The following is a 21,421-nucleotide window of genomic DNA, read 5'->3' as shown; positions in this document are numbered from 1 at the left end:
GAATACGCAGGAATGCGTGGATGATCGAGCGTATTCAGTGCCGCGTGGCCGCGCTCGTAGTCGTGTACCAGTGAGGCTGTCCGCGTTCGATGAGGCTGCGGGGCTGCTGTTCTTTTATGGTCGATCCGGCGGGCAGGGCTGCGTTGGCGTCAAGGCAATAGGCAGCGTCAATAATGTATTGGCGATCTTCATCTTCATCGCGCATACAGAGAAAAGCTTCAACCATCGATTCATTCATTTGCCAATTGCTCCTTTGCCAATCAGGCAACGTTGCTTCAATTTCTGAGGTAACCGAATCAATCGTATTGCACAGACACAATGCAAGAAAGTGGCCGATGGTCGCTATGGCCCCAACACGGCTCGCAGCATCGCCGTGCGATGTCATTCTTTCGTGATGTTAGCAATCCTGTTGAATGGTGCACGAGTAGCGCACGGAATCGATGAATTTGATATTTTCAGATGGTATGAACGACGGCGACGCGGCCCGCCTGGCCACAACCCGGCGCGCGCAAGCAGATGAAGCGAATCAGGCTGGTCAACAGGGACTGCTGGCATGGACATGCTCAAGACGTTGCTTGAAACCCAGCCGTTGCTCACGCTCTTTGTAACGGTGGCGCTGGGCTATGTGGTTGGCGAGATCAATATCAAGGGCGTGTCGCTCGGGTCGGGCGCCGTGCTGTTCGTCGGTCTCGCGATCGGCGGATGGGCGCCGAAGTCCGCGCCGCCCGCACTGCTCGGCACGCTCGGCTTGCTGCTGTTTCTCTATGGAATCGGCATTCAATACGGCGAGCAGTTCTTCAAGGGCTTGACCAGTGCCGACGGACTGAAGGCGAATATCGCGGCGGCATTGGGTGTGATCGGCGCGGGCTTCGTTTCGGTCGCGCTGGTTCATCTGTTCGGCGTGGGGCTCGATCAGTCGCTGGGCATGTTCGCCGGCTCCGGCACCAGCACCGCCAGCCTGCAGGCGGCGATGGCCATGTTGAAAGGCGACGGGGCGACAGTTGGCTATAGCGTCTCCTATCCGTTCGGCGTGGCCGGGCCCATTCTCTTTCTGTATGCGCTCAGCGCCCTGCTCAAGCCGAAGATCGAGCGGCCACCGCAAAAGGTGATGGAGACCGCGGAGATCGCGCTGCGCAACCCGGCGCTGATCGGCCTGAAACTGTCCGATCTCATCAAGCGTCTGCCCGATGAGGTCGCCATCGCCGCCGTGCGCCGCGCTCACCACAACCAGCAGCCCGCTCACGATCTCGTGCTGGAGCCGGACGACGTGCTGCTCGCGACCGCGACCAATCCGGCCTTGCTGCGCGAAACGACGTCGATGTTCGGCGAGTTGCAGCCGGGGCGCATGACGAGCCATCGAGAGGATCTCGACTATCTGCGCGTGTTCGCGTCGAGCAAGCTCGTGGTCGGTCACGCGCTGCGCGACCTGCGTTTCCCCGACGGGGTCGACTGCTCGATCGCGCATGTGCGCCGGGGCGATGCCGACATGATGCCCAGCCAGGATCTGATTCTTGAATTCGGCGACCGGGTCGGCTTGCTGGTCAACGGTGCCCACCACAAGACGATGCGTGCGTTCTTCGGTGACTCGATCAAGGGCACCGCCGAGCTGAGCTTCATTTCGATAGGCGTGGGCGCGGCGCTCGGGTTACTGGTCGGTGCGATTCCGATCGTGATTCCCAGCGTCGGCAAAATGACGTTCGGGCTGGCCGCGCTGCTGCTGGTCGCGCTTTGCCTCGGCCGGGTGCGCCGCTTCGGGCCGTTCGTCTGGACCATGCCGCTCACCGCGAATCTGGTGTTGCGCAATTTCGGCCTGACGATTTTTCTCGCGCAGGTGGGGATTGCCTCCGGGCCGAAATTCTTCGCGACGGTGGGCGTGACGGGCGCGTCGTTTCTGCTCTATGGGGTGGTGATCGCGCTCGCGTTGCTGATCATCACGGCGGTGTTCTGCCTGTGGATTTTCCGCATGCCGTTCGACCTGGCGGTGGGGGTGATCAGCGGAGCGACCGGCAACCCGGCGATACTCGCGTTTGCCAACCGCCTCGCACCGACGGATCGTCCGGACGTCGGTTATGCGATGATCTTCCCCTCAATGACCATTGTGAAAATTCTGTTCGTGCAGATCGCCGTCGTATTGATCGGCGGATAACCGGCAACGGGCCCAGCGTGGCTCCAGCGCGGTCCCTGTGCGAACCCTGTGCGAACTTTCGACCCGGAGAGTCTTGATGGACATCGTCGTATTCAGCGCGAAGCCCTATGATCGTCAGTTTCTCGACGCGGCGAACGCGGATCATGGCCATCGGATCCGGTATCTGGATGACCCGCTCAATGCGGATACCGCGGGGCTCGCCGCGGGCCATCGCGGCGTCTGCATCTTCGTCAACGACGAGGCCAACGAGGCGGTGCTCGACGTGCTGGCGCGCGGCGGCACGCAATTGATTGCGTTGCGCTGCACCGGCTACAACAACGTCGACCTGAAGGCCGCCGCGGCGCGCGGCATCAAGGTCGTGCGCGTGGTCGACTACTCGCCCAATTCCGTCGCCGAGCATGCGGTCGCCCTGCTGATGGCCATCAATCGCAAGGTGCACCGGGCCTATAACCGCACGCGCGATTTCAATTTCGCGCTCGACGGCTTGATGGGCTTCGATCTGTGCGGCAAGACCGTCGCCGTGATCGGCACGGGCAAGATCGGCCGTGTGTTCGCGCGCATCATGGTGGGCTTCGGCTGCAATGTGATCGGCTACGACGCGTACCCGTCAGCGGAATTCGAGGCGCTGGGGGGCCGCTACGCGCCGGTGGAGGAAGTCGGCGCGAACGCGGACATCGTCTCGCTGCATTGCCCCTTGACGCCGCAGACCTACCACATCATCGGCGCCGACATGCTGGCACGCGCGAAGCGCGGCGCGCTGCTGATCAACACGAGCCGCGGCGGACTGGTGGATACGGAAGCAGCAATCGAGGCGCTCAAGAGCGGGCAACTGGGCGGTCTGGCAATCGACGTCTACGAGCAGGAGGCGGACGTTTTCTTCCGCGATTTATCCGGCACGATCGTCAACGACGATGTGCTGCAGCGGCTGATGACTTTCCCGAACGTGATCGTGACAGGGCATCAGGCGTTTTTGACGCGTGAGGCCGTATCGACGATTTGTGAAACGACTTTGCGAAGCATCACGGAGTTCGAGACAGGGCAAGCGCTGACGAATGAAATCAGCGCCGGCTGAGCGCTCACGTGGCGAGATTATCTCGAGATAAACGGCCGTTCCTCAAACGATTGAGCCACCGTCATATCGATGCGGAGAATCGCACGCAGCAACGATACGTGCTTGGCAACAGCGTGGCCGCTGCGGTTGTGACGAAGTGGCCGCGCGAACGGTTGCACGAATCTGGAAGCACGAAATGACGGGCCCCGCAGCAATGCGAGGCCCGTTGCAGTTGGAGGCGGGAAAAACCTCAGCGCAGCGAGGCTCACGGTCGCTCGCGTGCGTCACTCAATACGCGTTAGCTCAGACTTTATTTATTCAGAACGGGTCCGGCCACCCAGCAAAATTTCCTCGATATCCTTCGTGCTTAAACTCGAATAGTCTTTACTAATCTTGTCGATCACGGTTTTTTGGGTCTGTTCATTTAGATAGTCAAGCAACATACCAAGAAATTTGGGCTCTGCAATGAGTCGGATCCTGGAAAACCGTCCATGCAATCTGGAATCTTCAATATAACTCGCAATTTGGGACGCAAATTTGTCTCTCTCTTTCTCTTTGCGTTCACTCTCGGAATACGCAGCGGCCTGTTTCTCCGTGAGCATGGTCGCAGCATGATGTGCGTTTGAGATATCTTCGACTTGCTGCAACGCGAACGAGCCCTCTTCTGATGCGAAGATACGTGCGCGACCTTCCCCAGCTACCACAATCCATGTTGCGTTGCTCATTGTCGCTCCTCAAGGCGTTGTGCCGAACCCTATCTTCGGTCAATGCCGATGCTGCGTTTGCAGACCGGCATGTCGCACAGGATACATCGTTCGGCGTCAACGTATTCATCCTGCAGATCGGGTGATGCCGATTTTTTATATCGACGCATTGGCGTCAAAGAAAACAGTATGCGGTCAATTTAACGATACTAAGTATCGGTCATTTTGATAATCAACTCGACATATCGAATGCTATCTGTGGAGATTAGCTTCGCTATAATTAACTGAGCCAGTATCCGCGTTCGGCGCCGTCTTTCGAACTCGCTGTCATCACTGAGGTATGGACTATGAACGAGCCTGCCGTTGACATTTCTCTCCCGGGTTACCGTTGCGGCCTGATTGCTATCGTCGGCCGTCCGAACGTCGGCAAGTCGACGCTGATGAACGCGCTGGTTGGCCAGAAAATCAGCATCACTTCAAGCAAAGCGCAGACCACTCGTCACCGCATCACCGGCATCAATACGACGAAAGATGCACAGTTCATCTTCGTTGACACGCCAGGCTTCCAGACCCGCCACGACGCAGCGTTGAACCGGTCACTGAATCGGGCGGTCACGTCGACGCTCACTTCCGTCGATGTGATCCTGTTCGTGATCGAGGCTGGACGGTTCGGTCCGGATGACCAGAAGGTGCTGGACCTGATTCCGCGTGGCATGCCCACGCTGCTTATCGCAAACAAACTCGACCGCGTAAAGGACAAGGAGACGCTGTTCCCGTTCATGCAGGAGATGAGCAAACTGCGTGAATTTGTCGAGCTGGTGCCACTTTCCGCCACGCATCCGAAAGACATCGAACGTCTGCTGGAGACGATCAAGCCGTATCTGCCGGAAGGCAAACCCATCTACGACGAAGATGACCTGACCGACCGGAGTTCGCGCTTCCTTGCCGCTGAGATTCTGCGTGAGAAGGTATTCCGCTGGACCGGGGATGAACTGCCGTACACGAGCACGGTGCTCATTGACAAGTTCGAGGAAGAAGGGCGCCTCAAGCGCATCTTCGCGACGATCCTCGTCGAACGCGATTCGCAAAAGGGCATGGTGATCGGCAAGGATGGTTCGAAACTCAAACAGATCAATACCGACGCGCGGATCGACATGGAAAAGCTGTTTGACGGCCCCGTGTATCTGGAGACATTCGTCAAGGTAAAAAGCGGCTGGGCAGACAATGAAGCAGCACTTCGCGCCTATGGATACGAATGACGCCAGTGGGCACAGGGCGGTTTCAAGGAGCACGTGCAACACTTCGTTCAGGATGTGTTGCATGGGATAAAACTACGAACACTTGAGCGCGGTCGGCACGACGTAGGGCGCGACCAACCAGGCCGAAGTGAACACGGGCGTGCGCGCGCTTTGGCATCTCAGGCTTCAGCCTGTCCAGATCCAGACGCTTTGCGCTATTGCGTCAACACGACCGAGGTATAACCGGTTCCGCTCCCGCCGGTGGGCGTGCACTGCAAGGCCAGGATCATGTTCCCGTATTTGCAGTCCTCGCCGTAGCCGGGAAGCGCCGGGTTGCCCGCCATCGGCGCGCAATGCGTTTTCGTGCCGTAGTTCTGTTCGTTCGGCCCGACGCCGCCGCCATCGTCCCACCAGAACACGGCAGCCGGCTGCACGGCGCTCGTGCCCGATCCGCTCGCGAGCGCCGAGAGTTGTGCGCAGCTCGGCGCCGAGTACTGCGCGCCACCGGAGGTCGCATTGAAGCAGTTGTAATTGGTCGGTGGCGTTGAGCCGGGCACGAGGCCATTCACGTACGCGGAGGTCACGGCCGATCCGGTCTGCACATAGAGCAGGCAATTGCCCTGTCCCTGCTGGCTCGTGCGGTACTGGGTCTTGCAACTGTACTGGGTAACCGTCGTGGTGGGTGTCGTTACCGTCGTGGTCTGCGTGGTTGTCCTGGTCGAGCCATTCTTCTGCGTGACGGGATTGCCGTTCGACGTGACCGGACTGCCGCTCGTCGTCTGCGTATTGAGTGTCGTACACGCCGAATTCGCCGTGCCCGGCGCGTTGACGCCAAATAGCTCCGCAAGCTGGTTGGACCCTGACGGGGCCGTGCCCGTCAACGTCTGGTTGTTCGGATTTTTCGCATTGGGCGGCAATGAAATCGTCCAGTTGCTTACGCCGTTGCTCGTGGTGCTGTTGCTCGTGCTTTGGGTGGTGTTCGACGTGGCGTTGCCTCCCGAGCCGGTGGTGACCGTGGTGGTGGTGGTCGAGGCGACCGAACTGCCGGTGGTGGTGACGCTCGCCGTATACGTGTAGTTCGAGAGCTCGCTGGGCGACTGCCCGTTCATGATCAGCGACGAATAGAACGACTGCGATGCGCCGTTTGGCGCACCGTACGAGTTCGCGCCCGTTATCGTCCCCGGGCAGTTCGAATTGCCGACGTTGCCGTTCGTGTCGTTGCGCAGCATGATGCCGATCGGCTGATTCGCCGAGAAGGTCGGGACCGTCTGCGCAGGTGCCTTGCCGTATGGGGAGGTGGACGGATAGGTCGAAAAGATCCAGAAGTAATTCTGGGTGTTGAAGGCGGGCACGCTCGAATAGTCGTAGCCGGTATTGCTCGCGTTCTTCGGCACCTTGTAGTAGTAGAGCGTGTTGCCGTCGCAGGCGGTCCAGACTTGCTTCGTAAATTGGGGCGTCGCCGAGACAACCGGATCGGCCGCCGTTGCCGTCGCACTGATGGTCGCCATCGAGGGCGCGACGATCGCCATCAAGGTCGTCGGCACCGTGGCGGTCGCGCTCACCGTGATGGTGTACGCGAGCGCGCTGCCGAGCGCCGGATTGATCGTGCCGTTCGCATTGGGCGTGACCGTTGGCGCGGAAACGGAAAGGCTGACGGGCAGGATGGCGCGGTTGAAGTAGTTCGTCGCGGCGGTGACGGCCTGCGCCGATTGCGTGGGATCGACGAACACGGCGGCGCCCGCGAGCGCCGCCTCGTCTACGGCGTTTTGCAGATCGGAGCGGAACTGCACCATGCGCGCGAGATCGACCGCCACGCCCACGGCGAGCAGCAGCGGAATCAGCAGAAGCAGCAGCATGAGGCTCGACACGCCGCGCTGACGCGCACGCGATGCAGGCTTGCGCCAACCCGAACGCGATGTGAGGCGCGCACGTGGGCGCGGCAACGGGGTTTTCACGGGATCGGTCCTCACGTGCAGGGCGAGCCGCAAGCCACCACGTTGTTGCTGCGCGGCCGCGCGAACGCCGTATGTGTGAGGCTCAGCAGACCCGGCAAGAAGTATTGAAGCGGCGAATTGTAGGCGTACGTCACCGTCGCCACGATCACGCTGTCGCCGGGCGTGCCGGCCGTCGGGATCAGGTTGGTGGGCGAGGTCGCGAGCGTCTTGGCGGTCGCGCCGAGCGCCGTTGCGGTCGTGCTGCACGAGGCGTCGCTTTCCCAGTCGAGCGTGACGCCGCCCGAGCTGTAGTTCGTCACGCTCGCAATCGACACCGCGAACGTGCTGCTGCCGGTGCCCGCCGCGAAGGGCGTCATCATCAGCTTGCCCGCGGCGCAGAAGTTGCCGAGCGAGCCCGAGGTCCCGCTCGTGACGCCGGCCGCCTGCTGCGCGACCATGTCGGCGATCGATTGCGCCGCGGTGTCCACCTTGAGTTGCGCGCGCACGAGCTGGGAGAGCTCGTAGGTCGCGAACAGCAGCGAGAGCATGATGGGCAGGACGATCGCGAATTCGAGCGATGCAAGGCCGCGATCGTTCGCGAGCAGGGAGTGCAGCGCGCGCATCAGTAGGGCTCCGTCTGGAAAGCGATCGTCGATGTCAGCAAGGTCGTGCCGGTGAGCAGCGACAGGCCTGGCACCTGCCACGGGTACGGGTAGCTGATCTGCATTAGAACGTCGTAGTTTGCCGAGACGGCCGCACTCGATTGCGTCATGATCGTGCCCGTCACCGCCGCGGTCTTGAGCGAAAGGAAGCCGCTGCCGGCGGGCGTGCCCGATGGCGCCGCCGCCACGTAAATCTGGATCGTCGCCGTGCACGAGGGGAGCAACGAGACGGTCGTGAACGTGAGGTCGTTGCAGACCGCCGTGGTCAGCGCCGTCGAATAGCTGCTGCCCGAGAGCGTGCCGATGCGCAACAGGCGCGCGCCGTCGCGCGCGGCGTTGTCGAGCAGCTCCTGGGCGACGAACACGAGACCGAACTCGATGATCATGAACACGACAAGCAGAAAGAACGGCAGGATCAGCACGAATTCGAGCGTCGTCGCGCCGTGTTGGCGCCGCAGAAGTTTCGTTGCTCGGGGCCGCACGCTTTTCGTCTGGTTTTGTTCTGGCATCTTCACGTCGATCTGTTGCGTGACGGCTTACTTGTCCGACGCCTCGATGAGGCGCGACTGGCTGGCGAAGTTGCCGCCCATTGGCTCTACCGGCGGGGTTTTGGGTGTGGGCGCGGCCGGCACGACCGCGACGACGCGAGCCTGCTCCGGCGGTATGGTGGAAATCGCCGTGCCGGCAACCGGTTCGGCGGGTTGTGTGGATCGTGCCAGCGCGGCCTTGCTATTCATGGCGGCACGCACGCTCGCGTAGTAGCGCAGATTGTCCTGCACGGAGTTCTTCGGCAGGTCGGCGAGCAGGATTTTCTCCGCCGCCGCGTCGTTGCCGAGCAGGCCATAGGCGAGTGCGAGATCCTGGCGCGCTTGCGGCGGCGCATCGCCAATGCTCGCCACGTCCAGCAGCACGTTCACGCCTTCACGCGGCTGGCCGGCGAGCGTGAGCGAGAGTCCGAGGTCGATGCGCAATGCCTGGCTCTCCGGATGATGCGCGAGGGCGCTGCGATAGAGGGCCTGCGCCTCGTCGTGATGTCCGGTGAGGTCCAGAACGGTGCCGAGCCCCGCGCTGGCGGCGGGATCGTCGGGCGTGCGCGCGAGCAACTCGCGGTAGAGCTGCGAGGCTTGCTCGAAGCGCCGCTGCTTGAGGGCCACGCGCGCGAGCGCGAGCTTGGGGGCGAGCGCGTCGGGCGTGAGCGCCGCTGCGCGCTGGTAGGCGAGTCGCGCGCGCTCCATGTCGCCGGTCTGGAACAGGCAATCACCGAGACCGAGGTACGCTTCGACCGAATTGGGATCCGCCTTGAGCGCCTTTTCATAGAGCGAGCCCGCGAGCTGCACGTCGCCCGATTCGAGCGCCCCGGCGGCGATGCGCAAGTCGTCTGCACTCCCGAGCGTGCGCGTGAGCGGTTTGGGCGCGGGCATCGACGCATAGTGTGGCGCGCTCGAGCAGCCCGCGATCAGGCCGAGCGGGAACAGCAGCGTCGCGAGCAGGGTGCGCGCGCGGCGCTTCATCGTAGGGATTTCGTTCATTTTCCAAACACCGTCATCAGGCGCAACACAGCGGGGCCGGCGGCGATGATCGCCACGGTCGGCAGAATGAAAAGCATCATCGGCAGCACCATCTTCGGGGCAAGCTTCGCTGCCTTTTCTTCGAGCTCGAGCATCGCCTGCGTGCGGCTGCTCTTCGAGAGCGTCTTGAGCGCTGTCGTGATCGGCGTACCGTATTGCTGCGACTGGATCAGCGTCGAGACGAGGCTGCGCACCGAAGGCAGATCCACGCGCTCGCCGAGGTTGCGCAGCGCGACCGAGGCGTCGCCGCTCAAATGAAGCTCGGATGCGGTCATCTCGAGCTCGACCGCGAGCGGCACCGAGATCATGCGGATTTCCCTCGCCACGCGCTGGATGCCAACCGCGAGGCTATGACCCGCGTTCGTGCAGATCACGAGCAGATCGAGCGCGTCGGGCAGCACGGCCGCGATCTGGCGCTGCCGGCGGCGCGCCCGGAAGGCGAGCGCGCACTCCGGCAGGATCATGCCGACGATGAACGCCGCGAGCATGAGCACGGCGCGCAGCGCCAGAAACTGGCCGAGCAGCGGCAGCTTCGAGCCGAACAGTACGGCGCAAACGCCCGCGCCGATGCCGCTCGTGAACTTCACGCCAACCAGCGCCGAAACGGCGCGCGGACCATAGAATCCGGCGCGCCGGCAGGCGAGCGCGAGCTTGGCGCGCTGCTTCGCGTCGAACAGCGGCAGATGCTCGCCGACGAGCGCGAGCACGCGGCTTGCACGGCCCATGTGTCCTCGCAGGCTTTTCGCCGTCACTTCTTCCGTGCCTGCGCCGGCGTTGGGCGCCCACGCGGCGCGCTCGCGCGCGCGCTCGGCCACGCGGGCGCGCACACTGTTGCTCGCGCGCAGGTAGACGTAGATGCCCACGAGCAGCAGCACGAGCAGCACGAGATTTCCGGATGCAACCGACATCGGGCTCATCGGCTGGTCTCCAGTCTCGCCATGCGGCTCACGATCGTGAGGCCTATCGTCAGCAGCACAGCGGCGGCGGCGAGCATCTCATGACCGAGCTCCGTCGTGAAGAGCGTCTCGATGTACGCCGGATTCAGCATGTAAAGCGAAGCCGCGATAAAGAACGGCACCGCTGCGATGAGCTGGCTGCTCATGCGGCCTTCGGCGGTGAGCGCCCGGGTCTTCATTTGCACGTCGCGGCGCGCGCGGATGATGATCGCGAGGTTCTCGAGCGTCTCGCCGAGCTGGCCGCCGGTTTCGCGCTGCAGACGCAGGCACACGGAGAAGAAGGCGAAGTCGGGGATCTCGATGCGCGCGTTCGCGGCCTCGAGCACCTCCACGACGTCGATGCCCAGCTTGAGCGCGTCGCCCATGATGCGGAATTCGCCGCGCACCGGCTCGTCGGCCTGCTCGGCCGCATTCGCGATCGCATGCGTGACCGGCACGCCGGCGCGCACGGCGCGAAGGACCATGTCGAGTGTATCGGGGAACGCCTTGAGAAAGCGCTGGCGAAAGCGCTGGTTCAGCGTGCGGTACGCCATGACGACGCCCAGCGCCGGCAACGCCACGAAGGCGCACGGCACGAGCGCGCCGTTGACCCACGGCAGCCGCGCGAGCACGAGGCTGAACACGAAGCCCCCGAGCGCCGCGAGCGCTAGCCACGTCATCGCGTGCTTGCCGCCCACCGTGTTCAGACGCTGCCGGTAGCGCCGGTATTGCGTATCGAGCCGGCCCTCGGGCGAACCCAGGCGAAAGAGCTCGGCGGCCGTGGTGTCGTCCGGCCTTTGCGCCAGCTGGCGCGCCTGCCATTCGCGCAGGCGCGCGCGAATGCGCACCTCGGGCTGGGCGCGACGCGCGTCGCGCAGCGTCGACACGATCATGCCGATAATGAGGGCGCCGAGAAACGCGCCCGCCGTGACGATATCCGCGGGCGTCATTGGCGGATCGCTTCCATGAGGGCTTCCTCGAGCCCGTAATAGGCGGCGCGGCCGGCGCAGACCGGGCGGATCGACAGACACTCGAACACGCCCTTGACCTCGTCGTTGTAGGTCGTCGTGTCGTAGCGGAACACGAACAGATCCTGGGTGGTGATGACGTCGCCTTCCATGCCCGCGATCTCCGAGATGCGCGTCACGCGCCGCACGCCGTCGCGCATGCGTTCCACCTGCACGATCATGTGGACGGCGCTCGCGATCTGCCGGCGGATCGAGACGAGCGGCAGGTTGCCGTTGGCCATCATCACCATGCTTTCGAGCCGCGAGATCGCGTCGCGCGGGCTGTTCGCGTGAATCGTCGTCATCGAGCCGTCGTGGCCCGTGTTCATGGCCTGCAAGACGTCGAAGGCTTCCGAGCCCCGCGTTTCGCCGAGGATAATGCGATCGGGGCGCATCCGCAGCGCGTTGCGCACGAGCTCGCGCTGGCTGACCCCACCCGTGCCCTCCGAGTTGTCGGGCCGCGTTTCGAGGCTCACGACATGCGGCTGCTGCAGCTGGAGTTCGGCCGCGTCTTCGATCGTGATGACCCGTTCGCGTTCGTCGATGAAGTGAGACATCGCGTTGAGCAGCGTTGTCTTGCCCGAGCCCGTGCCGCCGGAGATCAGGATGTTCAGCCGCGAGGTGGCCGCGATCTTCAGCACGCGCGCCATCTCGTTGGACATGTTGGCCTGCTGCGCCATGCGCGCGAGCGTGATGTTGCGCCTCGAGAACTTACGGATGGCGATACAGGCGCCATGCACGGCGAGCGGCGGCAAGACCACGTTGACGCGGCTGCCGTCGGCGAGGCGCGCGTCGACCATGGGGCTGCTTTCGTCCACGCGGCGGCCGATCGCCGACGCGATGCGCTGCGCGATGTTCACGACGTGCGCGTTGTCGCGAAACTTCACGGGCGTGAGCTCGAGCCGGCCATGCCGCTCGACATAGACGTGATCGGGGCCGTTCACGAGAATGTCGGTCACGGTATCGTCGGCGAGCAACGGCTCGATCGGGCCGACGCCGAACATGTCGTTGAGCAGCTCGTCGACCATCAGTATCTGCTCGGCGAGCGTCAAGTTCATGCGCTCGCGCTCGACCAGATCGGCGACGATCTGCGCGACGCCGTCGCGCACTTCGTCGCGCGTCTTGAGCACGGCGGCCGAGACGTTCATCGATGAAAATACACTCGCGCGTATCACGCGAAACGCCTCGGAGCGGATCATGTGCTCGGTGGGCGGCAGTGCGGCTGCGGCGTCACGTGGCTTCGCCGTGGCGTCGCGCGCCGGTTCCTGCGCCGCGCCGACGTCGCTTTCGTCGGGCAGCCCTGGGTCTTGCGCGTCGAGTGCGCCGCTCAAGCGCTTGAGGCCGAAACTCATCGCATGCTCCTTCGCAGCCAGGGCGCGTACCACGGCGCGGCCACGGCGGCCTGCGTGCCCGTCAAGTTGTCGGCGAGCAGGCTGATCGCCACGCCGAACTCGCTGTCGGGCTTGACGCGCTCGCCAAGATTTTCGGCCGTCGCGACCGCCTTGCCATCGAACGGAAATTCCTGGGTAACCGGAAAGCCGATCGCCTGCGCGAAGTCGCCCGAGCTGACGCGGCCTGTCACGGGCTGGCCCGGATTGTTCAGTAGCACGAACAGTGACGGCTCGTTGCCGCACGCCTGCGCGTGGCGAATGAGGCGCGTCGCTTCGCGCGCCGAATGGACCGACCGGTCCGCGACCAGATAGATGTTCTGGGCGGCTTCGAACGCTTGCTCGGCCACGCTGCTCGCCGGGTCCGGCACGTCGAGCAGCACGTAGTGGAAGTGATGCTTGAGCATCGCCACGAGCTCGCCGAGCGCGCCCCGGCTCAGTTCGAACGTGCTGCTGTAGTCGAGCTCGGACGACAGCACGAACAGGCGCGGCCCTTGCGTGACGAAGGTGCGTTCCATGTACTGCACGTCGAGCCGGTGCACGTTTTCGAGCACGTCGGTGAGGCCGTTGTTGCTGGTGATGCCGAGCAGCGTGCACGCGGCGCCGCCGTTGAGGTTGAGGTCGACATAGGCGACGCGCCGCATCGTCACGTCGGCGAGATGGCGCGCGAGCGCCACCCCGACGCTCGTCGTGCCCACGCCGCCGCGCGTGCCGGCGAGCGCGAGCACCTTGCCCGTGCGGCGGTGCTGGAGCGGCTCCGCCTTGGCGGTGGTGTCGAACGTGCGCTGCAGCAGATCCGGCGTGAGCGGCTTGACGAGATAGTCCTGCACGCCGATCTTCAGCAGATTGCGGAACAGGCCGACGTCGTTGCGATCGCCGATCGTCACGACCTGAACCGAGGGTTCGCAGACCTGCGCGAGCCGCTCGAGGTCGGAAAGCGGCATGACCGAACCCGACACGTCGACGAGCAGCTTCGAGGGCGAGCGATCCATGGCCTTCAACTGCGCGATGGCGTCGTCGACGGTGCCCGTCGCGACGAACGCGTGCGCGATCATGCGCTCGTGCACGAAGCGGCGCACCGAGTCCTCGGTCTGCGCGTCGCTCACGAACGCGACGAACTCCGCCGCCTGCGCCGCTGCCGTGCCGCCGCCGCGAAAGCGGGACAATGTTTCAGTCACACCCATGGAAAAGGCTCCCTTGGCGCATCTTATTGGCTGATGTTGCTCGTCGCGGGCGAGCTGTCCTGCGACTCGGCGCGCGGTGGCGGCGGATTGTCGTAGCGCTGCACGGAGCGCGCGGCGGCGGTGCCGTCGGCGCCGGCGTACGGGGTCGGCTGCGCGATGTCCGCCGGGCGCGCGAGCTGCGCAGCGAGATTCGTGTAGTTCGCACAGCCAAACGGAATGGCCGGATGCGCGAGCCTGTCCGGGTCGCCCAGATGCGAGGGGAGCGCGATCGAGGCGCAGTCGGGGCCGTGCGCCTGCACGCCGTCGAACGTGACGACGCGAGCGTCGGGCAAACCGGGCGGTGGACGCTCCGACATGCAGGCGCCGAGCGTGAGGCTCAGCAGCAACCCGAGCGAAAAGCGCGTGATGCGCAGGCTCTGATTGAACATGCAAACTCCTTCAGTAGACGAAGCCCGCCGCGCCGACGAGGCGCGGGGTGTCGCCGGACAGCGGATCGATGCCAAGCGTGCGCTGGAAGCCGTATTCGATGTCGCCGCTCGGTGCAATCAGCGTATCGAGCGGCGTGCGCAGGCGGTTGCCGGCCGTTGGATTGACGAGGTACGGCGTGACGATCACGACGAGCTCCGACTTCTTGTCCTGAAACGAACGTGAGGAGAACAGCTTGCCAAGCACGGGCAGCGTGCCGATGCCAGGCAGTGCAGACAAGGTGTCGCTCGAATCGCTCGTGAGCAGGCCGCCGATCGCGAAGCTCTGGCCGCTACCGAGCTCGACCGTGGTCGAAAGGCGGCGCACGGAGAGGCCGGGAATCGTCACGCCATTGGTGGTGACGCTCGCCGTGGGGTCGAGCTGACTGACCTCGGGGTTGACCTTCAGGCTGATACGGTTGTCGGCGAGCACGGTGGGCGTGAAGTTCAGCGATACGCCGAACTGCTTGAACTGCACGCCGATCGCGCCGCTCGTGCTGCCGCTCTGCGAGACCGGAATCGGGAACTCGCCGCCCGCGAGAAAGCTCGCCGTTTCACCCGACATCGAGGTGAGGTTCGGCTCGGCGAGCATCGTGACGAGGCCTTCCTGATCGAGCGCGTCGATCAGCGCCTGGATGCTCGTCTGGCCGGCCTTGAAGCCGAGCAGGGTCGAGAAAGCGTTGCTGGACGGCAGTTGGTAGATGCCCGTGGTGGGGTCCTGGATCGTGCGGCCGGAGAGCATCCCGCCAATGAAGTTGCCCCACATGCCGCCCACGGCCGACCAGTTCACGCCGAACTGCTGCGTGACGCTGCGATCGACTTCGGCGATACGCACATGCAGGTTCACCTGCAGCGATTGCGTGACCGAGAGGCGGTTGATCAGCGCTTCCTTGTCGTGCAGATACGGCGTGAGCGTCTGGACGACGGCATCGGCATCGGCGGCGCTCGGCACCTGGCCGGAGACGAGCAGGGAGCCGGGCGCGGCCTCGACGTGCAGTGTCAACGCGGGAAAGCGCGTGGCGAGCAGGTCGTGCAGATACGCGACGTCGGTGTTCACGACGACGGTGCGTTGCAGCAGGGTCTTGTTGTTCGCGCCGAGGGCGTAGAGCGTGGTGGTGCCCGCCTTTTTGCCGAGCACGAATACGGCTTGCGGATTCGGCACATGGACGTCGGCGATATCGGGATCGGCCACGAAGACCGCGGTTGCGGGTGCGCCCAGTTGCAGCAGGACGCCTTTGCCCGAGCCGACGGCGAGCGCCGCCCCGGGCGCGGGCGCCGCGCTCGTGCTCGTTTGCACGACTACGCCGCTGGGCGCGCCGGCGGCGGTGGCGGCCGTTGCGGTCATCGCGAGCGGCAAGGCGGCGGCGACGAAGGCCAGCGTCCCGAAGGTCGAGAGGCGGTGGCCGGGGGCCTGGATGGGTTTCATAAGCAACGATCTACCGGGCATGCCCCGGACTCCAAATAGGTGCCGCGCGACGTGGCACGCACACGCGCTCAATGCAGGTTCATCGACGGTGCGGGAATGCCGGCCGGAAGCGGGGGCAGCGATGGCGGATTGGCCGATGCGATCGCGCCGCCAGCAACCGTTGCGCCGTCGTCGCCCGATTGCGTCGACGTCGACGACCCGCGATAGATCACCACGGCTGCGGGCGCCGCGGCGCGCACCGGCGTGGCCATTGCAGCGGCTGCGGCGCTGTCGCGGCGCGCGTTGTTCGGCAGCGCGCGCAACGCGCGCGAGATGTCGCCCGCCCATACCGGCTTGGAGTCAGGCAGCGAGTCCGAGGTCGCATCCGTGCCCGATGCGGCGTCGGCCGTGCGCTCGAGCGTGGCGAAGCTGCGCAGCGCGAGCGAGAGACTGCCCAGACGGGCGGCCACGGCAACCGCTTGCGCGGTGTGCGGCGAGACCTCGAGTGTGACGGTGCGCGCGCGCGTGTTGGCGTCCGTGCTGTCTTTCGCGGGCTGCAGTTCGGAGCCGACCGCGAGCACGCGTGCGTGCTGCACGACGGTCTCGCTCGACACCGATTCATCGGGCGCGTCGGTCTTCCCCTGCATGCTCTGCGTGAGAATGAGATCGACGTAGTCGCCGGGCTGGATCAAACCTGCATTGCCCGAGACGTCGTCGATCGCAACGGAAACCGCGCGCATGTCGGGACGCAGCGTGGCCGAAAGAAAGCCGGGCGCATTCGCGAGAATGACTTCGGAGGCGACGATCGGCGCGCCGGCCGTGACGGACTGGCGCAGCACCGCACCCTTGAGCTCGAGCGGATGGGGCGCGCCGTCGACGACCGTGCCTTCGGGCGTCTTCGCGTGTGGCACGGTTTTCCACGCGAGGTCGTCCTCGCGCAGCAGCAGGCCGCGCGGCAAGTCGGCGGCCGCGACGCGAATGCGGTCGACGGTCGGCTCCTGCGGTCCGGCAGGCTTCGATGCGGCGATGAAGAATCCTCGCATGATCATCGCGACGATCGCCGCCATGATGATTAGCAGCCCTATTTTAATGGTGTTTGACATGCTAGTCGCAACATCGAGCAAATTACAGGGTCATGCCGCCCGCCAGCGTACGCGCGACGACAATGGGCAACGCACCGATCGCAATGGCCACGCCGTAGGGCACGCCCCGTGCCGCGGCCCACGGCGACGCGATGCCAGCCAGCGCGCCAGCAGGCGCCCGGCGCGCGAGCCATCCTGCACCGAGCGCCACGAGCGCCACTATGAGCCCGGCAAGCGAGATCAGGATGAAGGCGGCCATCGCGAACTTCACGCCGGCCCACAGGAATACCGCAGCCGCGAACTTCACGTCGCCGCCGCCCAGCATGCCCGCTGCGAAGAGCAGCGTTCCGATCAAGAATGCGCTCAGCGCCACGCCAAAATGTGTCGCGATCGAAAGCAGCGAAACTTTCGCGAACGCGGCCATGATGAAATACATGAGCGCGACGGCACCGACGAGCTTGCCCGGCAAGCGCCGCTGCGCGACGTCGAAGCATGCGAGGCTCGCGAGCAGCGCAACGGTGAGCATGCAGGCTAGCAACGGCATTGCGACGGACCAGAGAAAGCGAGGCAATGAAGCCGGGAGTGCTGGCCGTTTCCTTTGGCGTGTGGCCAGCTCGTGCGACGACCGAACGCCGCAACGTTCGGGCGCCGCCACAGGAGCAATCAGATCTTGCCCGTGATCGTCGTCATGATGGTCGTGAACAGCGTGGCCAGGCTGTTGGTGCCAGTCGTCAACACAGCGCCAGCCGCGGCCACTGCCGACACCACGCATGCCGCCAGAATCGCGTATTCGAGCGCGCTCACGCCGCGCTCGTCGCACCACACCTTGTTAATGAGTTTGATCATTTTGGTCTCCAGGAAGAGATGCGCGCCGTCCCCCGTGACGGATTCGCGGCTCGCCATTCTATTGAAAGATTGAAAAAAAACAACCGGATTCCGTTCGGTAAACCGCTCTAGCGCCTGGTTTTTTGCATCAACGGAAAAATTAAAAAAGTAAGCTGGACTCCGTTTTCGTCAGATTGGCTCTTTGAAATTCCATCCGCAAACGTTTGTCGTTCGTTTGTTCGCACAATCGCACGACCCGGCACGATCTTGCGATAGCCGCCAATATTTTTTTCGCGCAGGGTGGCGAGTTGTAGAAGGACGACCCGTAGCATCGAACGCCGATGCCCAGACTTTGGGACGGCCGGTGAGCGCTGCCGTTCGCTCATGCGCATTTCAGAAGCCGAGGTCATCGGCTTTGAATCGAGTCGAATGGATCAACGGAAATAGATGGAAAACGCGATGTAAAACGTTTGCCTGTCGAAATACGCGTGATCGGAATTGATCGCGTCAAGCGGATTCTAATGGCGTGCATAAAGTTTCACACCGGTGGCCATATAAAAGCAGACGGGTTTACTGGAAAATCGGCCCGGCATAGGTCAAACTCGGTCGTTTCATCACCAGGCACTACATGAATTCCTTTTCCAGCCAGGGCGTCAGACGCGACACTAGCGCAACGTGCTGTCAAATCACCCCTTTGGGCTGGGCCTGGTTTGCGGTCGCCGCTGTTGTCGCATTCGACCTCGCGGGTCTGCGATGGCTGCCTCATTCTCCCGAGGTGGCAGGCGGCGTTCGTATCACAGCCGGTTTTCTTCTGCTTGCGGGCACGGTGGCCCTGTTGGCATGGCGCGTCGAGGCGAGCGGCGACACTTCGAAGTGGGGAAGGCGGCTTGCGGACCTCAGTTTCACCGTTCAGTGGATGATGGTATTCGCGGCCTTTTGCCGGGGCGCTGGCGTGTTGAGCTATCTCAGCGTGGCCGCGCATTTCCCGTTGATCGATGGGGCGCTTCTGCGCATTGACGAAACAGTCGGCTTCGACTGGATGACCTGGTACCGCTGGGTCTCACACCATCGAGCGATTGCCATCGTTTTGAGCATCGCCTACGCGGCCGGGCTGGTGCAGGCGCTGCTCGTCCCGCTAATTCTGGGCGCAACGGGCGAGCGAAGCGAGATGGTCCGTCACATCGCACGCACGATGGTGGCGACGCTGTTGGCGATTGCCATTTCCACGCCGTTTCCTGCTGCCAGTGCGTATCTGCATTTTCACGTTACCGATCCGGGAACGGCTTCATCGGTTTCGCAGTTCTTTCCGCTACGTGATGGAACGCTTCGTGTGATCGATCTCATGCAACTGCAAGGGTTGATCTCGATGCCGTCCATGCATGTGACGATGGCGATTCTCTTCGCGTGGGCGTTGCGATGCGTGCCGCGCCTTGCGGCTCCCGCCGCGGTGCTCAACGCGGTCATGATCGTTTCGACGCCGTCGCAGGGCGGCCACTATCTGACCGATCTGGCGGCTGGCGCCGTGCTCGCGTGGGTGGCAATCTGGCTCGTCCGCAGTGGCGAGCGCCGCGCGGCGCGCGGCGGGCTAGCCGGCGATTGAAGGTGTCGCTGGGCCAAGGCAGTGTGCCTTGGCTTCAGGAAGGGGACTGGCCCGCGCAGGGGAATCAAATGCGGGTTGGGGTGTTTGGGTTCAGGCTGGAACAAAAAAATGAAAACAACAGCATTCAAGTTTCGCACACGGGGAATTCAAGGCGCGGAGATACGGTACAGCGTCATTGTCATTCACAACATCAGCGTGACCTTCATTCGGACAGGATCGAAAAGGAAACCGTTTTGCCTGATGGTTCCGAGAGAACGAGACAACTGGCCGGCCCACGTTGGCGCCGAAGACCTGGCGAGAATTGCGCTTGCCCAATCGCTGCGCGATGGTTTAATCGACACTCATCCCGAAGAGGCGATTGATCTGGATATCGGTGAATGTCCCTGGGATGGCGAATTGACCGCCGAGCAGTGACTTCAGGGGGCGTTGTTCTTGCGGAACGCCGCGTTGCGCTGCTGAATCGTGAATAGCCGAGGACGCCGGCAAAGTGCACCGGTGCGCGCTCATCGCGGCGCCTGCCGCGCCATCCAGTCGCTGAACAGCTTGACCTTTTGCTGCTGCGCCACGCATTCGGGATACACGAAGTAATAGCGCGAGCCCGTTTCCACGGCCAGATCGAAGGGCATCACGAGCCGCTTCGCCGCAATATCCTCGCTCGCGAGCGTCCGGTCGCCTATGGCGATCCCGTATCCCTGCAACGCGGCGCTCGTCGCGAGATCGAGCGACTGGAACGTGGGCCCGAGGTTCGCATCGACCTGCGCCGCGCCGGCGTGGTTGAGCCACAGCCGCCAGTCGGCGTGGTCCGGCGTCGGGTGCAGCAAGGTGTGGCCTTCGAGGTCCTCGGGCTTGCCGAGCGGGCGCTGTTCGAGCAAAGCCGGTGCGCAGACCGGCGTCAGGTGCTCGTCGAAGAGCGCTATCGCGTGAACGTCGGTGCCGGCGGACGAGCCGTAGATGATGGCCGCATCGAAGGGTTCCGCCTGGAAATCGACTTCGTGATGCCACGTGGTCGTGATCTGCACTTGCAGCTCGGGATGCTCGGTCTGAAAACGCATGATGCGCGGGAGCATCCAGCGCATGACGCAGGTCGGCACTTTCAGCGCGAGCTCCGTGCGCTGACGCGTGAGGCGCACCGACGCCTCCTCGATGCGGGCAAAGCCCTCGCGCACGGCGGGCAGCAGCTGCTCGCCTTCGGCGGTGAGCACGAGCCCCTTGGGCGAGCGCTTGAACAGGGGCAGGCGGTAGTAGTCCTCCAGCGCGAGGATCTGGCGGCTGACCGCGCCCTGCGTGAGGCAGAGATGGTCGGCCGCGCGCGTGAAGCTGCTGTAGCGGGCGACCGTCTCGAAGATCTGCAGGGCGTTGAGCGGCGGAAGGCGTCTCATGGCGAATGATGGACGATAGAGGACGCGGCGGGCAACGCGCTTAGTGCAGGATTTTCGCGAGGAAATCGCGTGCCCGCTCGGAGCGGGGCGTGGCGAAGAAGGCGTCTTTCGAATCGTCCTCCACAATGACGCCCTTGTCCATGAAGATCACGCGGTGGGCCACCTTCTTCGCGAAGCCCATCTCGTGCGTCACGCACATCATCGTCATGCCGTCCTGGGCGAGCTCGACCATCACGTCGAGGACCTCGTTGATCATCTCGGGGTCGAGCGCCGAAGTCGGTTCGTCGAACAGCATCGCGATGGGGTCCATCGAGAGCGCGCGCGCGATTGCGACGCGTTGCTGCTGGCCGCCCGAGAGCTGGCCTGGGAACTTGTCCGCGTGCGCGCGCAGGCCTACGCGGTCGAGCAGCTTCAGGCCCTTGTCGGTGGCCTCGTCTTTTGTGCGGCCCAGCACCTTGGTTTGCGCGAGTGACAGGTTTTCGGCAATCGATAGATGCGGGAACAGTTCGAAGTGCTGGAAGACCATGCCTACTTTTGCGCGCAATTTCGAAAGGTTGGTTTTTTTGTCGCCGACGCTTAGACCGTTCACGTGGATATCGCCTTGCTGGAATGGCTCTAGCCCGTTGACGGTCTTGATGAGCGTGGACTTGCCCGAGCCAGACGGCCCGCAGACGACTACGACTTCGCCTTTTTGAACCTGCGTCGTGCAGCCGGTGAGTACCTGGAACGGACCGTACCACTTCGAAACGTTGTCTATCGAGATCATGTTGGATCCTGTATGTGAAACTTGTTTTCGCGGCGGGCCGCAAGCGTTGCCCCTGTGCGGGGCGGCACCTACTTTTCTTTGCC

The 21,421-nt window shown here is 63.7% G+C and carries 23 protein-coding genes; 5 read left to right on the top strand and 18 right to left on the bottom strand.

The window, feature by feature from the left end:
* Window positions 1–34 precede the first annotated feature (34 nt).
* Complete coding sequence (locus BO1_RS27375; RefSeq protein ID WP_028220288.1) at window positions 35–238, bottom strand: hypothetical protein; 204 nt, start codon at window positions 236–238, stop codon at window positions 35–37.
* A gap of 315 nt (window positions 239–553) precedes the next feature.
* Between BO1_RS27375 and BO1_RS27370 the strand changes: the two genes are divergently transcribed.
* Together BO1_RS27370 and BO1_RS27365 are read left to right on the top strand one after the other, a co-directional pair.
* Window positions 554–2,146, top strand: coding sequence for an aspartate:alanine exchanger family transporter (locus BO1_RS27370; protein WP_028220287.1), 1,593 nt, complete (start codon window positions 554–556; stop codon window positions 2,144–2,146).
* A 76-nt stretch (window positions 2,147–2,222) separates the two neighbouring features.
* Window positions 2,223–3,218 carry a 2-hydroxyacid dehydrogenase gene (locus BO1_RS27365; protein WP_028220286.1) on the top strand — a complete coding sequence of 332 codons (996 nt, stop codon included), beginning with the start codon at window positions 2,223–2,225 and terminating at the stop codon, window positions 3,216–3,218.
* A 293-nt stretch (window positions 3,219–3,511) separates the two neighbouring features.
* Here BO1_RS27365 and BO1_RS27360 read toward each other — a convergent pair whose 3' ends face one another.
* Window positions 3,512–3,922 carry a host attachment protein gene (locus BO1_RS27360; RefSeq protein ID WP_028220285.1) on the bottom strand — a complete coding sequence of 137 codons (411 nt, stop codon included), beginning with the start codon at window positions 3,920–3,922 and terminating at the stop codon, window positions 3,512–3,514.
* A gap of 326 nt (window positions 3,923–4,248) precedes the next feature.
* Between BO1_RS27360 and era the strand changes: the two genes are divergently transcribed.
* Window positions 4,249–5,160 carry a GTPase Era gene (gene era / locus BO1_RS27355; RefSeq protein ID WP_028220284.1) on the top strand — a complete coding sequence of 304 codons (912 nt, stop codon included), beginning with the start codon at window positions 4,249–4,251 and terminating at the stop codon, window positions 5,158–5,160.
* Window positions 5,161–5,354: 194 nt separating this feature from the next.
* On the opposite strand, the gene BO1_RS27350 is transcribed toward era, so the two are convergent.
* The 14 genes from BO1_RS27350 to BO1_RS59455 form a co-directional block, all read right to left on the bottom strand.
* Window positions 5,355–6,995 (bottom strand): pilus assembly protein TadG-related protein, encoded by a 1,641-nt coding sequence (locus BO1_RS27350; RefSeq protein WP_156992417.1) that lies wholly within the window; start codon window positions 6,993–6,995, stop codon window positions 5,355–5,357.
* 110 nt (window positions 6,996–7,105) lie between these two features.
* Window positions 7,106–7,696 carry a TadE/TadG family type IV pilus assembly protein gene (locus BO1_RS27345; protein ID WP_028220282.1) on the bottom strand — a complete coding sequence of 197 codons (591 nt, stop codon included), beginning with the start codon at window positions 7,694–7,696 and terminating at the stop codon, window positions 7,106–7,108.
* On the bottom strand, window positions 7,696–8,244 hold the full coding sequence (locus tag BO1_RS56520; RefSeq protein ID WP_052409607.1) for a TadE/TadG family type IV pilus assembly protein: 549 nt from the start codon (window positions 8,242–8,244) through the stop codon (window positions 7,696–7,698). Before BO1_RS56520 ends, BO1_RS27345 begins: the two co-directional genes overlap by 1 nt.
* Before the next feature lie 27 nt (window positions 8,245–8,271).
* Window positions 8,272–9,264 carry a tetratricopeptide repeat protein gene (locus BO1_RS52900; protein ID WP_084688216.1) on the bottom strand — a complete coding sequence of 331 codons (993 nt, stop codon included), beginning with the start codon at window positions 9,262–9,264 and terminating at the stop codon, window positions 8,272–8,274.
* A complete protein-coding gene (locus BO1_RS27330) occupies window positions 9,261–10,220 on the bottom strand; it encodes a type II secretion system F family protein (RefSeq protein WP_028220281.1) in 960 nt (319 codons plus the stop codon). The genes BO1_RS52900 and BO1_RS27330 overlap by 4 nt, the downstream gene beginning before the upstream one ends.
* Complete coding sequence (locus BO1_RS27325) at window positions 10,217–11,188, bottom strand: type II secretion system F family protein (protein WP_028220280.1); 972 nt, start codon at window positions 11,186–11,188, stop codon at window positions 10,217–10,219. Before BO1_RS27325 ends, BO1_RS27330 begins: the two co-directional genes overlap by 4 nt.
* Entirely contained in the window at window positions 11,185–12,597 is a 1,413-nt protein-coding gene (locus tag BO1_RS52895) for a CpaF family protein (protein WP_084688215.1), read from the bottom strand. Before BO1_RS52895 ends, BO1_RS27325 begins: the two co-directional genes overlap by 4 nt.
* Window positions 12,594–13,817 (bottom strand): AAA family ATPase, encoded by a 1,224-nt coding sequence (locus tag BO1_RS27315; RefSeq protein ID WP_043286699.1) that lies wholly within the window; start codon window positions 13,815–13,817, stop codon window positions 12,594–12,596. Before BO1_RS27315 ends, BO1_RS52895 begins: the two co-directional genes overlap by 4 nt.
* 23 nt (window positions 13,818–13,840) lie before the next feature.
* Window positions 13,841–14,245, bottom strand: coding sequence for a CpaD family pilus assembly lipoprotein (locus tag BO1_RS27310; protein ID WP_063744716.1), 405 nt, complete (start codon window positions 14,243–14,245; stop codon window positions 13,841–13,843).
* Window positions 14,246–14,255: 10 nt separating this feature from the next.
* Window positions 14,256–15,626 (bottom strand): type II and III secretion system protein family protein, encoded by a 1,371-nt coding sequence (locus tag BO1_RS27305; protein ID WP_052409613.1) that lies wholly within the window; start codon window positions 15,624–15,626, stop codon window positions 14,256–14,258.
* 149 nt (window positions 15,627–15,775) lie between these two features.
* A complete protein-coding gene (cpaB, locus tag BO1_RS52890) occupies window positions 15,776–16,789 on the bottom strand; it encodes a Flp pilus assembly protein CpaB (protein ID WP_043286696.1) in 1,014 nt (337 codons plus the stop codon).
* 22 nt (window positions 16,790–16,811) lie between these two features.
* The gene (locus BO1_RS27295; protein ID WP_028220276.1) at window positions 16,812–17,312 is read right to left on the bottom strand and encodes an A24 family peptidase; all 501 of its coding nucleotides are present in this window, start codon (window positions 17,310–17,312) and stop codon (window positions 16,812–16,814) included.
* Window positions 17,313–17,431: 119 nt separating this feature from the next.
* Window positions 17,432–17,614, bottom strand: a complete 183-nt coding sequence (locus BO1_RS27290; protein ID WP_028220275.1) for a Flp family type IVb pilin — start codon at window positions 17,612–17,614, stop codon at window positions 17,432–17,434.
* Between the two features lie 107 nt (window positions 17,615–17,721).
* Window positions 17,722–17,979: a hypothetical protein gene (locus BO1_RS59455; RefSeq protein ID WP_156992416.1), complete on the bottom strand. Its 258-nt coding sequence runs from the start codon at window positions 17,977–17,979 to the stop codon at window positions 17,722–17,724.
* Between the two features lie 566 nt (window positions 17,980–18,545).
* Here BO1_RS59455 and BO1_RS52885 point away from each other — a divergent pair.
* A complete protein-coding gene (locus tag BO1_RS52885) occupies window positions 18,546–19,193 on the top strand; it encodes a phosphatase PAP2 family protein (RefSeq protein WP_167338394.1) in 648 nt (215 codons plus the stop codon).
* A gap of 108 nt (window positions 19,194–19,301) precedes the next feature.
* Complete coding sequence (locus BO1_RS27280; RefSeq protein ID WP_028220274.1) at window positions 19,302–19,607, top strand: hypothetical protein; 306 nt, start codon at window positions 19,302–19,304, stop codon at window positions 19,605–19,607.
* Between the two features lie 89 nt (window positions 19,608–19,696).
* Here the strand turns inward: BO1_RS27280 and gcvA are convergent, their stop codons facing one another.
* The gene (gene gcvA / locus BO1_RS27275; RefSeq protein WP_028220273.1) at window positions 19,697–20,572 is read right to left on the bottom strand and encodes a transcriptional regulator GcvA; all 876 of its coding nucleotides are present in this window, start codon (window positions 20,570–20,572) and stop codon (window positions 19,697–19,699) included.
* A gap of 40 nt (window positions 20,573–20,612) precedes the next feature.
* Window positions 20,613–21,338, bottom strand: a complete 726-nt coding sequence (locus BO1_RS27270; protein ID WP_028220272.1) for an amino acid ABC transporter ATP-binding protein — start codon at window positions 21,336–21,338, stop codon at window positions 20,613–20,615.
* Window positions 21,339–21,421 lie beyond the last annotated feature (83 nt).

It is taken from the genome of Paraburkholderia oxyphila NBRC 105797 (assembly GCF_000685075.1).
GTDB lineage: Bacteria > Pseudomonadota > Gammaproteobacteria > Burkholderiales > Burkholderiaceae > Paraburkholderia > Paraburkholderia oxyphila.
This window is presented reverse-complemented; position numbering and strand designations above follow the sequence as displayed.

Coding starts and splice junctions, on each gene's coding strand:
- BO1_RS27375 (WP_028220288.1), bottom strand. CDS start 238: ATGAATGAATCGATGGTTGAAGCTTTTCTCTGTATGCGCGATGAAGAT.
- BO1_RS27370 (WP_028220287.1), top strand. CDS start 554: ATGGACATGCTCAAGACGTTGCTTGAAACCCAGCCGTTGCTCACGCTC.
- BO1_RS27365 (WP_028220286.1), top strand. CDS start 2,223: ATGGACATCGTCGTATTCAGCGCGAAGCCCTATGATCGTCAGTTTCTC.
- BO1_RS27360 (WP_028220285.1), bottom strand. CDS start 3,922: ATGAGCAACGCAACATGGATTGTGGTAGCTGGGGAAGGTCGCGCACGT.
- era (WP_028220284.1), top strand. CDS start 4,249: ATGAACGAGCCTGCCGTTGACATTTCTCTCCCGGGTTACCGTTGCGGC.
- BO1_RS27350 (WP_156992417.1), bottom strand. CDS start 6,995: ATGCTGCTGCTTCTGCTGATTCCGCTGCTGCTCGCCGTGGGCGTGGCG.
- BO1_RS27345 (WP_028220282.1), bottom strand. CDS start 7,696: ATGCGCGCGCTGCACTCCCTGCTCGCGAACGATCGCGGCCTTGCATCG.
- BO1_RS56520 (WP_052409607.1), bottom strand. CDS start 8,244: ATGCCAGAACAAAACCAGACGAAAAGCGTGCGGCCCCGAGCAACGAAA.
- BO1_RS52900 (WP_084688216.1), bottom strand. CDS start 9,264: ATGAACGAAATCCCTACGATGAAGCGCCGCGCGCGCACCCTGCTCGCG.
- BO1_RS27330 (WP_028220281.1), bottom strand. CDS start 10,220: ATGAGCCCGATGTCGGTTGCATCCGGAAATCTCGTGCTGCTCGTGCTG.
- BO1_RS27325 (WP_028220280.1), bottom strand. CDS start 11,188: ATGACGCCCGCGGATATCGTCACGGCGGGCGCGTTTCTCGGCGCCCTC.
- BO1_RS52895 (WP_084688215.1), bottom strand. CDS start 12,597: ATGAGTTTCGGCCTCAAGCGCTTGAGCGGCGCACTCGACGCGCAAGAC.
- BO1_RS27315 (WP_043286699.1), bottom strand. CDS start 13,817: ATGGGTGTGACTGAAACATTGTCCCGCTTTCGCGGCGGCGGCACGGCA.
- BO1_RS27310 (WP_063744716.1), bottom strand. CDS start 14,245: ATGTTCAATCAGAGCCTGCGCATCACGCGCTTTTCGCTCGGGTTGCTG.
- BO1_RS27305 (WP_052409613.1), bottom strand. CDS start 15,626: ATGACCGCAACGGCCGCCACCGCCGCCGGCGCGCCCAGCGGCGTAGTC.
- cpaB (WP_043286696.1), bottom strand. CDS start 16,789: ATGTCAAACACCATTAAAATAGGGCTGCTAATCATCATGGCGGCGATC.
- BO1_RS27295 (WP_028220276.1), bottom strand. CDS start 17,312: ATGCCGTTGCTAGCCTGCATGCTCACCGTTGCGCTGCTCGCGAGCCTC.
- BO1_RS27290 (WP_028220275.1), bottom strand. CDS start 17,614: ATGATCAAACTCATTAACAAGGTGTGGTGCGACGAGCGCGGCGTGAGC.
- BO1_RS59455 (WP_156992416.1), bottom strand. CDS start 17,979: ATGAGCGAACGGCAGCGCTCACCGGCCGTCCCAAAGTCTGGGCATCGG.
- BO1_RS27280 (WP_028220274.1), top strand. CDS start 19,302: ATGAAAACAACAGCATTCAAGTTTCGCACACGGGGAATTCAAGGCGCG.
- gcvA (WP_028220273.1), bottom strand. CDS start 20,572: ATGAGACGCCTTCCGCCGCTCAACGCCCTGCAGATCTTCGAGACGGTC.
- BO1_RS27270 (WP_028220272.1), bottom strand. CDS start 21,338: ATGATCTCGATAGACAACGTTTCGAAGTGGTACGGTCCGTTCCAGGTA.